This is a genomic window from Pelagimonas phthalicica (assembly GCF_004364805.1).
Lineage (GTDB): Bacteria > Pseudomonadota > Alphaproteobacteria > Rhodobacterales > Rhodobacteraceae > Pelagimonas > Pelagimonas phthalicica.
This window is the reverse complement of sequence record NZ_SOAP01000005.1, coordinates 58,679-71,000: the sequence shown is the minus strand read 5'-3', so window position 1 is coordinate 71,000 and position 12,322 is coordinate 58,679. Positions and strand designations below refer to the sequence as shown.

Below are 12,322 nucleotides of genomic sequence, written 5' to 3'. Positions count from 1 at the left end.
GATCAGGGTTGACGTTTTACTGACGAACCTCAGACAGTGTCGCGTTGATCAGATCGATCAGCTCCTGTCCTGGTACGTTGATAGAAGACATTTTCTCAAGCCATGCGTCGCGCACTGGACCAGCGGCCATTTCGCGGAAAGCATTGGCTTGTTCATCAGAGAATGTCACTGGCTCGATGCCGTATTCTGTCATTGCGGCGTCCCAACGGTCAAAGATCTTGGCGTATTCTGCCAAGTAGTGCTGCAGAGCCTCATCGATAGAGGAATCCAGCGCTTCGCGGTGCGCATCAGACAATGCATCATATGCGTCTATGTTCACCACAACCGGGCAGTTCACAACGCCTGGGTTCAGGTTGGTTGTCCACCAGTCACCGTTTTCCAGAATGCGGTATGCGATATGCGCGTGTTCAGCGAAGGCAACGCTGTCCACAACGCCGGATTGCATCGCATTGTATGCTTCGGTCGCTGTCACAGAGGTTGGTACCGCACCGATTTCAGAGAAAGCCTGGCCGATACCGCCAGTCGCACGGATGCGCATGCCTTCAAAATCGTCCAGAGAGCTCGGTGCTTCACCAACACCAACTAGGTTATACTGCGGCATTGGGCTTGGCATGACCAGCTTTGCGTTCCAACGTGCAAGATCTTCGATGGTGGATGGGTGGTTGTAAACGGCCATGGAAACGGCAATCTCTTCTTCAAGAGAGCCAATGCCGAGGAATGGCAGTTCAAGTGCTGTGATTGTTGGGTTTTTGTCACGGTGATAACCCGCGCAGAACTGCGCCATTTCGAAGGCACCAATAGAGATACCGTCGAGGTTTTCGCGGTTCTTGGACAAACCACCGTAGGAAATATTCATAGTGAACTCACCGTTGGTTTTCGCCGACACGAGTTCACTCAGTTTTTCGATGTGCTCTGTGAAAGAACGGCGCTTACCCCATACGGATACATTCCATTCCGTGGCCGCGGCTTCCGTCGCAAAGGCCATCATTACAACACCACTCAGTGCTAGTTTTATGTTCATGGTCTCTCTCCCGATAGACATTGTTTGAACGCTCTTTACTTATGCGGAGCGCAACGCACTGGTATAAATGTTGGTGATGCGAAGTTCTCTTTCTGAGGTGCGCATCACCTTGGTATTCGCCGACCTTCAATCGCTTTGATTGGATAAAAAGCCGGCAAAATTCTATTAATCTTGGCCTCCAAGCTTCAGAGCTTTTGAGTGAGTTCTGGCACGGCATCGAAGAGGTCTGCGACTAGTCCGAAGTCTGCGACTTGGAAGATAGGGGCTTCTTCATCCTTGTTGATCGCGACGATCACCTTGGAATCCTTCATTCCCGCCAAATGCTGGATCGCACCGGAGATGCCCACCGCGACGTAAAGTTCTGGCGCCACGACCTTGCCGGTCTGACCGACCTGCAGATCATTCGCCGCATAGCCTGAATCCACCGCCGCACGGGACGCGCCAACGGCCGCACCCAGTTTGTCCGCCAGCGTTTCGATCAGTGCAAAGTCTTCTTCAGACCCAACACCCCGACCGCCAGAAACCACGATGCCCGCAGAAGTCAGCTCTGGACGATCGCTTTTGGCAACCTTGTTTTCAACCCACTCAGACAGACCTGGGTTGTCAGCTGCCGAGATGGTTTCCACGGAAGCAGAACCGCCTTCGCCCGCTGCGTCAAAGTTTGCAGTCCGGAAGGTTATGACCTTCTTCGCGTCAGATGATTTCATGGTCTGGATCGCGTTGCCTGCGTAGATCGGACGCTCGAAAGTCGCGCCGTCCACAACAGCCGTTGCGTCAGAGATGATCATCACATCCAGAAGTGCCGCAACGCGGGGCAGGATGTTTTTTGCGTCTGTGGTCGCAGGAGCAACGATGTGCTCGTAGTCGCCCGCCAGGGATGCGATCAAAGCCGCTGTTGGTTCCGCCAAGCGGTGACCCAAGGAAGCGTCTTCCGCAACCAGAACCTTGGACACGCCTGCGATTTTCGCCGCCGCGTCGCCCGCTGCTGCCGCAGAAGCGCCAGCCGCCAGAACCGTCACGTCACCCAGCGCTTGCGCTGCAGTTACTGCTTTTGCGGTTGCGTCCATCGCCAGCTCGCCGCCAGTGACTTCCGCCAGAAGAAGTACAGCCATTACACAGCCCCCGCTTCTTTGAGTTTCTCGATCAGCTCATCCACGGAGCCAACAGTGATACCAGCCGCGCGCTGCGCAGGCTCTTCGGTCTTCACCACTTCCAAACGCGGAGAAACATCCACGCCGTAATCCGCTGCGCTCTTTTCATCCAAAGGCTTTTTCTTTGCCTTCATGATGTTTGGCAGGGAGGCATAGCGCGGTTCGTTCAGACGCAGGTCAACCGTGACAATCGCGGGCATCTTCACAGAGATGGTCTGAAGACCACCATCCACCTCGCGGGTGATCTTGGCGCTGTTGCCTTCGACATCAACTTCAGAGGCAAAGGTCGCTTGTGACCAGCCCAGCAGTGCAGACAGCATCTGGCCGGTGGCGTTCATGTCGTTGTCGATCGCCTGTTTGCCGCAAAGAACCAGACCCGGTTGTTCTTCATCCACGATGGCTTTCAGGATTTTCGCAACGGCAAGCGGTTCAATGTCAGCATGCACGTCGTCTGTCGCCACAACCAAAATGGCGCGGTCTGCCCCCATCGCAAGCGCAGTGCGAAGAGTCTCCTGCGCCTGTTTCACTCCGATGGAAACGGCAACGATTTCGTCTACTTTTCCGGCCTCTTTCAGGCGGATGGCTTCTTCGACTGCAATTTCGTCGAAGGGGTTCATAGACATTTTTACATTCGCGAGATCCACACCGCTCCCGTCCGCCTTAACGCGAACCTTTACGTTGTAGTCAATCACGCGTTTGACAGGTACCAAGGCCTTCATGATGCGTCCTCTCTGAGCTGTTTCACATCCGTAAATTTTTTGTTTATTTTCAATCCACTAGCTGCTTCGCGCCCGTCGCAATCAGGCGCATGGCATGATCGTTTTGATCGCCCAACTGGTGGTCAATCATCACCAGACGCTTGGCGAAGTGCGCACCAGGGTATTCCCAGGTCATGCCAATGCCGCCATGCAGCTGAATGGACTCTTCCGACATCAATCTGCCCGCGCGTCCAATCAGGTTTTTCGCCATGGAAACATTTCGCTCGCCCCCGGGCTGACCGAATTGGCCAACAGCGGAGATCACAATCGAGCGGCATTGCTCAATCTCGATTTGCATATTCACCGCGCGGTGCTGAAGCGCCTGGAAGCTGCTCAGTGTTGTGCCAAATTGTTTACGTTGCTTGAGGTAATCCACAGTAAGATCTTGCAGAGCAGACATGGCACCTACCGCTTCTGCGCAAAGCGCAATGCGACCAAGATCAAGGGCACTTGTCAAAGAGGTCTCAGCATCCAAAGCAAGGCATTCAGCAGCCGTATTTTCCATAACCAGATCAGCAACGCCGCCGCCATCGACCATGGCCGCGCAGATCAGAACTGGATTTTCCAGAAAAAACAGTCCTGTACCGGATTCTGTCTTAGCCGCAACCACAACAAAATCAGAACCAGGCGCACCGTAGATTGCGGATTTGCGCCCGTTCAGACGCCAAACGCCGTCTTGCTCAACTGCAGTGGCTTCCATAGCGGACAAATCGCAACTCATATTCGGTTCATAGACCGCGAGTGCGGCGCGAGATTCACCGGAAATGATTTGCTCTACACGCTCATCCTGACCGTGGTCAGAAAGCACACGCAGCGCCAAAAGCGTGCCCAGCATTGGTTCCACACACAGGCTGCGCCCAAGCTCTTCAAAAACAACGGAGATATCTTCAGCGCTACCGCCAAAACCGCCTTTTTCTTCACTGACAAGAGCGCCGATTACACCAAGTTCGGCAAGACCGTTCCACATGTCTTGGAGGTGGTAGGGTGCTGTGAAGCCGGCTTCGTTACGCTTCTCAATGTCGTAGTTATCGCCCAAAAAACGGTTCAACGTATTGGACAGAAGTTGGTGATCTTCGGAAAGATTAAAGTCCATCGAATTAGTCCCGGAACATTTCTTTGGCAACGATGTTGCGTTGAATTTCATTTGAGCCGCCAAATATCGACAGCTTGCGATGTAGGAAGTAGACCTGCGCCGCTTGACCAGCGTCGTAAGGTACAGACATTTCGTTGTGGGACAGGCCGCTTGAGAGCGTCGCTGCGCGAGGGCCAATGGCCGAGCGATAGAGATCCTGAAGCTCTTGACGCACTTGGGTGCCCTTGAGTTTCAACATCGAGCTGCCAACACCACCAGCAGATCCATCCCTTGTTTCCGCGAGAATGCGCAGGTTCGTAATGCGCAGTGCTTCCAGATCAGCTTCAATTGCCGCAGCACGCGCTGCATAAATTGGGTGATCTGACAGTTGCATTCCGTCACGTTTGATTTCCTGCGCCAGCGTCTTGTAGCGTTCAAGATCCATGATCGAGAACCCAACCCCAGCGATGTTGGTGCGCTCGTGGGTCAGCAGGTATTTCGCGATCGTCCAGCCTTCGTTTTCGTTGCCAACCAGGTTTTCAACTGGCACGCGGACGTCTGTGAAGAAGACCTCGTTAACCTCATATCCACCGTCAATCAGACGAATTGGGCGCATTTCAACGCCAGGTGTGTCCAAATCAACGAGCAAGAAGCTAATGCTTGCCTGTGGCTTGCCTTCTGACGCAGTCCGCACCAGACAGAAAATCTTGTTGGCGTATTGACCAAGAGTCGTCCAAGTTTTCTGACCGTTCAGGACATATTCGTCCCCGTCCCGCTCAGCACGCATTTTCATGCTGGCCAGATCAGACCCTGCACCTGGCTCAGAGAAGCCCTGACACCACCAGTCCGACCCGTCCAAAATGCGCGGAAGCAACGTGGATTTTTGCTCTTCAGTTCCGAATTTGATGAGAACTGGCCCCATCATTGCAAGACCAAACGGTGGCATGCGCGGCGCACCGTGAAGGGCGGACTCTTCTGAGAAGATGTGGCGTTGCACGGCATCCCAACCTGGGCCGCCATATTCTTCTTCCCACGTCGTGGCCAGCCAACCCTTGGCGTTCAAAATCGCTTGCCAACGCATATAGTCATCGCGCGTCAGCTCGTTACCGGAAATCACCTTGCGAGAAATATCTTCCGGCAATTCGGACCGCATAAAGGCGCGAACCTCATCGCGAAATGCGAGTTCCGTTTCGTTGAATTCAAGATCCATTGCGAGCCTCTTTAGTTTAGATCGGCAAAACTGCCGTTAGAATCCGCCAGCTTTTGAAGCAGTGATGGCACTTGCCAATAATGCGGGTCTTCTTTTGCATAGGTTTCAATTTGCGCAACCAGCTGGGCGGCGCCCACGCGGTCTGCATAGTTCAATGGCCCGCCAAGATGACGCGGGAAGCCGTAGCCGAACAGGAAGACTGCATCGACATCGATTGGGCGTAATGCGATGCCTTCCTCGACCACGCGAGAGGCCTCAGAAATCATGGCTGTCATATATCGAGAAACGATTTCTTCATCGGAAACCGCGCGCGGTTCGATACCTTCAGAAGCACGAACTTGCTCAACGATTTCAACAACATCCGGGTTAGGTTCGCGCGATTTACTGTCGCCGTAAAGGTAGTAGCCGCGACCGGTTTTACGTCCGAACCAGCCGTTTTCGCAGATATGATCTGCAATGGTCACATAACGCTCTTCCGCAGGACGGGTCGGCGCTTTGCGTTTGCGGGTCGCCCAGCCGATATCCAGACCGGCCAGGTCGCCCACGGCAAATGGCCCCATTGCAAAGCCAAAGTCTTCAAGCGCTTTGTCGACTTGCTCAAAGGAGTTACCGTCCAACAGCAAATAGTCAGCGACCTTGCGGTAGTGTGCCAGAATGCGGTTGCCGATAAAGCCATCGCAGACACCAGAACGCACCGCAACTTTTTTCATGCGCGCGGCCATTGCCAATGCAGTAGCGACAACGTCATCTGTGGTTTTGTCTGCAACCACGACTTCCAGCAGTCGCATGATATGCGCGGGCGAGAAGAAATGCAGACCAACAACCGACTCTGGCCGTGATGTGGCTGCAGCAATATCGTTCACATCAAGGTAAGATGTGTTCGTGCCGAGAACCGCGCCAGGCTTGCAGATTTTATCCAGCTTCTGGAAGATTTCAGTCTTTACAGCCAGATCTTCAAACACCGCTTCTACAACGACATCGACATCCGAAAGGTCTGTTAGGTCAGCGCTCGCGCTCAATGAAGCAAGGCGCTCATCGCGAGCTTTCTCGCTGAGTTTGCCACGCTTTACTGCTGAAGCGAGGTTCTTCTCAATCGCTGCTTTCGCGTTGTCTGCACGTTCTGTCGAAGTTTCAAGGATCGTGACAGTGATGCCAGCCAAGAGCATAGCGGTCGCAATGCCGACACCCATGGTGCCGCCACCGATCACACCAGCTGTGTCGCAGGCGCGCGGCTGTGCACCGGCTTCTGGGAACTGACGCGTTGCGCGTTCGGCGCTAAAGGCATGGATAAGACCCTGACGATCTGGGCTTTCCATCAGTTCCAGGAACAGTTCACGTTCTAGCTTCGCGCCTTCTTGAATTGGCTTTGCCGCGTGCGACGCGGCCTCGACGGCTTTGATAGGTGCGATCAATTTCGGGCGTTTACGGTCGTATTTTTCCTGCGCTGCCGCAAGAACATCGACATCGATCTCAGCTGTGAGTTCGCCGGTCACGCGTGTTTTCAGGTCGCCTTCAATGATGTCGTTTGCCGCTTTCAGCGCTACATCACGCGGCGCGCCCTGACCGATCTGATCCACCAGACCAATTTCAAGAGCCTTTGCTGCGTCAACCTTGCGCCCACTTGTGATCAGGTCGATCGCAGTTTCAAGATCAACAAGACGCGTCAGTCGCTGTGTGCCACCCGCGCCTGGCAACAGGCCAAGTGTCACTTCTGGAAGGCCAAGCAGGGTACCCTTCAAAGCCACGCGCGCGTGGCTCGCGAGGCAAACCTCCAAGCCGCCACCCAAAGCGACACCGTGCAGGACAGTCGCAACAGGCTTTTCGCTTGTTTCGATCGCGTTCACAACTTCGGGCAGCGTTGGCAGCTTTGGCGTTTTGCCAAATTCAGTGATATCCGCGCCTGCAGAGATCGCTTTGCCTTCTCCATAAATGACGATGGCTTCGACATTTGCATCACCATTCAGTTCACTCAGTGCATCTACAATACCTTCGCGAAGCTTAAGGCCCAAAGCATTGACAGGTGGGTTATTCAGAATGATCAACCCGGCCTTGCCAACAACCTCGGTCCGCACCGCTTGTGTTTCGGAATGTGACATCGAAATAGTACCCTTTAGTCCAGACGCTCAATGATCATTGCGATGCCTTGGCCCACCCCGGTACACATGGAGAGGCACGCAAACCGGCAGCCGGTGCGTTCGAGCTGGCGCAGAGCCGTCAGAACAATCCGACCACCGGACGCGCCAAGCGGGTGACCAACTGCAATGGCACCACCATTCGGGTTCAGACGTTCGTCGTTCGGATTCAAATCCAGCGCTTTACAGCAAGACAGAACTTGACTTGCGAAAGCTTCATTGATTTCAATCAGGTCCATGTCGTTCATTGTCAGACCGGCACGCTCCAATGCCTTAGGAACAGCATAGGCCGGACCAATGCCCATAATGCGTGGTGGTACACCAGCGACGGCACCGGACACGATGCGCGCGCGCGGCTGAGCCTTGAGTGACTTTGACCCGATCATAAGTGCTGCAGCACCATCGTTGACACCGGAGGCATTCGCCGCAGTCGTCACGCCACCTTGATAGAGAGTGCGCAGGGAGGACATCTTCTCAAGGGACGTTTCGGGGCGTGGATGCTCATCGGCATCAACGATAGTTTCCTTGCCTTTGCGACCTTTGATCGTGATCGGTGTAATCTCACCTTCGAAAAAACCATCGGCACGCGCGGCTTCAAACTTTTGCTGACTGTTGAATGCGAACGCGTCACAGGCGTCGCGTTCAATTTCATACTCTTTGGCGACATTATCAGCGGTCTCTGGCATCGCGTATTCACCGAACATTTCGGCAATGCGCGGATTTGGGAAACGCGTTCCGATCGCTGAATCAAAAATCTTTGGTGCACGGTTCCAAGCGCTTTCAGATTTCGCCACGACGAAAGGCGAGCGCGTCATGCTTTCAACACCGCCAGCGAGGTACAGGTCGGCGTCGCCGACAGTTACGCAGCGCGCGGCATCCAGTACCGCAGACATACCAGAACCGCACAAACGGTTCACTGTCAGGCCACCCGCCTCGACGCGAATGCCGCTCAGCAATGACGCATAGCGTGCAATATTTCGGCTGTCCTCGCCGGACTGGCAAACGTTACCAAGGATAACATCTTCGATCCGATCACTTGGCAGTTCAGACCGCGCAACCACTGCAGACATAACCTGTGCAGCTAGGTCGTCGGGACGGATGCCGGACAACGCACCTGCATGACGCCCAAATGGGCTTCTCAAACCATCAAAAATATATGCTTCCAGCATCTAATAGCCAATCCTCTCGTAGGGCTTGCCGCTGCTTTGTCGCTACGGATCGCCGGTATAGGTGCGGGACCTCAGCATTACAGGGAGGTAACCATTGCAAACATGATGTTTCGCTATGCAGCCGAGGTGTCCGCTTAGCGAAATTGATAATTGTGACGACCACGTACGTCAACCCATTGGAAAAAATATCTAGTGACGGCTCTAATAATGAGGGCAAAAAAAAGAATTCGCTCGAACCATTGGTTTGGGCCAATGACTCCAAGCATATGGTTTTATTGATTTTATTTGAGAGTTGATAACGGACTTACGATACTCAAGCGAAGACGGCGCACCTAAACAGGATAAATCTTTCCCGGAAGAACCTACGCCCTCCGCAATCGGACACCTTACACAACCGATTCGGAACTAGGTACCCGTTCGCACTGCGAAATTCACTTGCACTTTCCTAAGTTGACGTTAAGGTTGGCGAAAAATTGCGTTATGAGAAAGTTGGCAGTTGATCGATGGACAATGTTCTGAACCAGGATGTAGAAAACGACCGGCAGTTTGTGACCGCGTTATCGCGCGGGCTCGCGGTATTGGAGTGCTTCAAGACCGAAGATCGCTATCTCTCCAACCTAGAGGTCTCCGCACGAACTGGTTTGGCACGCCCCACCGTTTCGCGTCTCACACATACTTTGACCAAAACTGGGCATTTGTATCGGGATGAAACTAGCGGCGAATATCGCCTTGCGGCTCGGGTTCTTGAACTTGGATTCAGCGTTATCGCCGCAGTGAACATTATAGAACGCAGTCGGGAAATCATGGATCGAGCTAGTGACGGTCCCAACCCTTATATCACGGTTGCCCTTGCGGAACGCAGCGGAACACGCGCAATATATTTGGCCACCAGCAGGTCCAGACAAGCCATCGCTATCACTATTGAAGTCGGCAGCCGACTTCCGATTTTCTATTCGGCTGTTGGGCGCGCCATACTAGCTGGCGAAACAAAGGAAAAGCGCGAAGAGATTTTGTCTGCGGGTATCAGAGAGTTCCCAGAACACAAGCAACGAATGGAACAGAGCGTTGATCAGGCAGTTCGGGACTATGAGACATATGGTTATTGCACAAGCTTCGGAGGCTGGAAAAGGGAAATTAACGCAATTGCTGCCCCCATAAGATCCCTGGACGGAACGTCTATTTATGGATTGAATATCGGGGGGCCGTCATTCTTGGTTGAACCTCAAATGCTGCATGGAAGTTACGGGGAAAAACTCAAACAAGCAGCCGCCGAGCTCGGAGGCGCATAGCAATTGTCAATCAATTTTGAGGCACCTAAAGGCTTGAGAAAGATCCGCTTTCCTGCAGAACTTGGCCCATTTCCCGTGCCGCCATTTGCAACTTTGGCAAAAGCAACTTTTGGGCCTGCTCAAAAGTTATAGCGCTCCGAAGATAAATTACATTGATTGCAGCAACGGCAGCCCCATTTACCAAAATCGGCACACCCATCCCTTCAATTCTATTTTGAAATTCGCGCTCCCTATACGCTTTGTCTGTGGTTGCAAATCCCTGCTCCCGGACAGTGTTTAGAACAGTATTCAGCGCGACTGGTTCGCCAGGCAGAACAGTTCCTGAATCGAAACCATTTCCAATCCGATCAATTAATTCTTCCCTTTCCTCTTCGGGGCAATAAGCGAGATATGCAAGCCCGAGTGACGTTGGCAAGATAGGGGCGCGATGGTTTGGTTGGCGATTGAACGACAATGCACCACCAAAACGGGATGACGAAATAATCATCATTTCATCGCCATCCCGCACTGCCAAATCTGAGGGCCAATCGATAGTCTCACAAAGGCTTTTCAGGGGTAGTGAAAGGTGGCCAGAAATTACTTTGTGTTTAACAAACCCTGAACTTAGTCCAAGAGTTTTTCCAGTAGGTCTATATATTCGATCATGATCCTGCAAAACGTAGCCAGCATGAATCAGAGTTTGCAGCATTCGGATCGTGGTCGCCTTATCCAATCCTGTTTCTTCGACGATATTGGACACTGAGGCTTTTTCGCCAAGTTGGTTCGTAGCATTCAAGACATCCAAGACTCGGAGTGACGCAGTTACCGGTTTGTATGATGTCATTTTCACTCCTGAATTTTTTAGATGCGACCTTGCCCTGACGCCCGTTGCAACATGTCTACGCGCGCGCCGTTGATCCAACCAGGCATATCAACCTAAGACTCCCGCTGACCGCAATTCTGAAATTTCCCTTTTTGAAAGATTCAGCCTGCGTTCCAAAACCTCAGCTGTGTCTGCTCCTAGTGTGGGCGGCGCTTTTAGGTAAGCGGCAGGTGTTGCACTCATTTGCACCGGAAATGCGACCGTCGGAATTTTCTGACCATCTTTTCGATCCAAATCTATTCGCATTCCCATTTCCTGAACTTGCGGATCATCGAAAACGTCTGAAATTGAGTTGATCGGACCCGCAGGAACACCACAATTTTCCAGCAGCATCAGTATTTCGGAACGTGTGAAGCAGGACAGGAAATTAATGATCTCACTTTCCAAAGCATCACGGTTCAAAATACGCATTTCATTTGTAGCAAAACGAGGATCTTCGGCAAATCCAGGGGGAGCGATTTCCTTGCACATCGCTGCGAATTGACGATCGTTTCCGCAAGTAATGATGACGTGCCCATCTGCCACCGGGAAAACCTGGTAGGGCACGACGCTAGGATGCTTGTTTCCCATCTGCTTCGGAACTTGACCTCCAATTAGAAAACTTGCCCCTTGATTGGCGAGCATTGCGACTTGAGACGCCATTAGAGAGCAGTCCAGGTGCTGCCCTTCACCGGTGACCCTTTGGTGGTTTAGAGCAGCCAAAATTGCTACAGCGGCATACATGCCAGTGAACAAATCGCAGACCGCCACACCAGCTTTCAACGGCTCGCCTTCATCAGAATTCCCAGTGATACTCATCAAGCCGCCCATGCCTTGCAGCAAGAAATCATACCCAGGGCGGTGGGCATACGGCCCTGACTGACTAAACCCGGTAACAGAGCAATAAACAATTCTCGGATTGACCTCTTTTATGCTGTCATAGTCCAAGCCATATTTTTTAAGGCCACCAACCTTGAAATTTTCAACCAATATATCTGCCTCGGCAGCAAGCCGTTTTATCAGTTCCGCGCCGTCAGGCTTGGAAAGATCAATGCAGACAGATTCCTTATTTCGGTTGGCACAGGTGTAATAAGCCGCGTCACGTCGATTGTTGACTTCGTCGTCTACAAACGGGGGCCCCCAAACCCGCGTGTCATCACCCCCTTTGGGGTTTTCAATCTTGAATACCTCAGCACCAAGGTCCGCAAGAATTTGTGTTGCCCAAGGCCCTGCAAGGACACGGCTTAGGTCAAGTACTTTCACACCTGCGAGAGCGGTGTTGGGGTGATTGCTGGATGACTCCATGAGAAGTGCCCTCTCGATTAATCGGTATCGTTCGTTCAAAAGGTGCAAATTCATAAAAACGCCAGCTATAAGCAGTAGCTAAGCTCACCTAATGAACTATTGGTTCACTGGGTGAATGCCACTCCTTCAGACTAATTGCAAGTGATTCCTCGACTCTGAAATTCGGCACTACCCTAGGTTGGGCCTCCCCAATTGATCTGGTCCGCCCCTATGTTTAGGAAACGGAGGACCAAGAATGGCGAACAAGCGACCGAAGCCAGAAGAGATAGTCGCCCGTGATTTTCTCACAAGGCATTGATGTATATCTGTTTTACCTTGCTGGGAAGTATTGTGAATCGCAAGGTTTCGGGTGATTTTCTGTGAAAACCTTGTGA

At 52.6% G+C, this 12,322-nt stretch carries 10 protein-coding genes; 1 reads left to right on the top strand and 9 read right to left on the bottom strand.

Annotation, left to right across the window (positions count from 1 at the left end; all coding sequences use genetic code 11):
- Positions 1-16: 16 nt before the first annotated feature.
- From CLV87_RS22225 to CLV87_RS22195, 7 genes are all read right to left on the bottom strand, one after another.
- Entirely contained in the window at positions 17-1,021 is a 1,005-nt protein-coding gene (locus tag CLV87_RS22225; RefSeq protein ID WP_099249475.1) for a C4-dicarboxylate TRAP transporter substrate-binding protein, read from the bottom strand.
- Positions 1,022-1,206: 185 nt separating this feature from the next.
- Entirely contained in the window at positions 1,207-2,133 is a 927-nt protein-coding gene (locus CLV87_RS22220) for an electron transfer flavoprotein subunit alpha/FixB family protein (protein WP_099249477.1), read from the bottom strand.
- Positions 2,133-2,891 (bottom strand): electron transfer flavoprotein subunit beta/FixA family protein, encoded by a 759-nt coding sequence (locus CLV87_RS22215; protein WP_099249479.1) that lies wholly within the window; start codon positions 2,889-2,891, stop codon positions 2,133-2,135. The genes CLV87_RS22220 and CLV87_RS22215 overlap by 1 nt, the downstream gene beginning before the upstream one ends.
- A 49-nt stretch (positions 2,892-2,940) precedes the next feature.
- Positions 2,941-4,074, bottom strand: coding sequence for an acyl-CoA dehydrogenase family protein (locus CLV87_RS22210; protein WP_235872027.1), 1,134 nt, complete (start codon positions 4,072-4,074; stop codon positions 2,941-2,943).
- A complete protein-coding gene (locus tag CLV87_RS22205; protein ID WP_099249483.1) occupies positions 4,028-5,212 on the bottom strand; it encodes an acyl-CoA dehydrogenase family protein in 1,185 nt (394 codons plus the stop codon). Before CLV87_RS22205 ends, CLV87_RS22210 begins: the two co-directional genes overlap by 47 nt.
- Positions 5,213-5,223: 11 nt before the next feature.
- A complete protein-coding gene (locus CLV87_RS22200; protein ID WP_099249485.1) occupies positions 5,224-7,308 on the bottom strand; it encodes a 3-hydroxyacyl-CoA dehydrogenase NAD-binding domain-containing protein in 2,085 nt (694 codons plus the stop codon).
- Between the two features lie 14 nt (positions 7,309-7,322).
- Positions 7,323-8,510 carry an acetyl-CoA C-acyltransferase gene (locus CLV87_RS22195; protein ID WP_304363318.1) on the bottom strand — a complete coding sequence of 396 codons (1,188 nt, stop codon included), beginning with the start codon at positions 8,508-8,510 and terminating at the stop codon, positions 7,323-7,325.
- A gap of 506 nt (positions 8,511-9,016) precedes the next feature.
- Between CLV87_RS22195 and CLV87_RS22190 the strand changes: the two genes are divergently transcribed.
- The gene (locus CLV87_RS22190) at positions 9,017-9,802 is read left to right on the top strand and encodes an IclR family transcriptional regulator (protein WP_099249489.1); all 786 of its coding nucleotides are present in this window, start codon (positions 9,017-9,019) and stop codon (positions 9,800-9,802) included.
- Between the two features lie 25 nt (positions 9,803-9,827).
- Here CLV87_RS22190 and CLV87_RS22185 read toward each other — a convergent pair whose 3' ends face one another.
- Both CLV87_RS22185 and CLV87_RS22180 read right to left on the bottom strand, forming a co-directional pair.
- Positions 9,828-10,625 carry a helix-turn-helix domain-containing protein gene (locus CLV87_RS22185; protein ID WP_099249491.1) on the bottom strand — a complete coding sequence of 266 codons (798 nt, stop codon included), beginning with the start codon at positions 10,623-10,625 and terminating at the stop codon, positions 9,828-9,830.
- 87 nt (positions 10,626-10,712) lie between these two features.
- The gene (locus CLV87_RS22180) at positions 10,713-11,948 is read right to left on the bottom strand and encodes a CaiB/BaiF CoA transferase family protein (protein WP_099249533.1); all 1,236 of its coding nucleotides are present in this window, start codon (positions 11,946-11,948) and stop codon (positions 10,713-10,715) included.
- Between the last annotated feature and the right edge of the window lie 374 nt (positions 11,949-12,322).

Coding starts and splice junctions, on each gene's coding strand:
- CLV87_RS22225 (WP_099249475.1), bottom strand. CDS start 1,021: ATGAACATAAAACTAGCACTGAGTGGTGTTGTAATGATGGCCTTTGCG.
- CLV87_RS22220 (WP_099249477.1), bottom strand. CDS start 2,133: ATGGCTGTACTTCTTCTGGCGGAAGTCACTGGCGGCGAGCTGGCGATG.
- CLV87_RS22215 (WP_099249479.1), bottom strand. CDS start 2,891: ATGAAGGCCTTGGTACCTGTCAAACGCGTGATTGACTACAACGTAAAG.
- CLV87_RS22210 (WP_235872027.1), bottom strand. CDS start 4,074: ATGAAATTCAACGCAACATCGTTGCCAAAGAAATGTTCCGGGACTAAT.
- CLV87_RS22205 (WP_099249483.1), bottom strand. CDS start 5,212: ATGGATCTTGAATTCAACGAAACGGAACTCGCATTTCGCGATGAGGTT.
- CLV87_RS22200 (WP_099249485.1), bottom strand. CDS start 7,308: ATGTCACATTCCGAAACACAAGCGGTGCGGACCGAGGTTGTTGGCAAG.
- CLV87_RS22190 (WP_099249489.1), top strand. CDS start 9,017: ATGGACAATGTTCTGAACCAGGATGTAGAAAACGACCGGCAGTTTGTG.
- CLV87_RS22185 (WP_099249491.1), bottom strand. CDS start 10,625: ATGACATCATACAAACCGGTAACTGCGTCACTCCGAGTCTTGGATGTC.
- CLV87_RS22180 (WP_099249533.1), bottom strand. CDS start 11,948: ATGGAGTCATCCAGCAATCACCCCAACACCGCTCTCGCAGGTGTGAAA.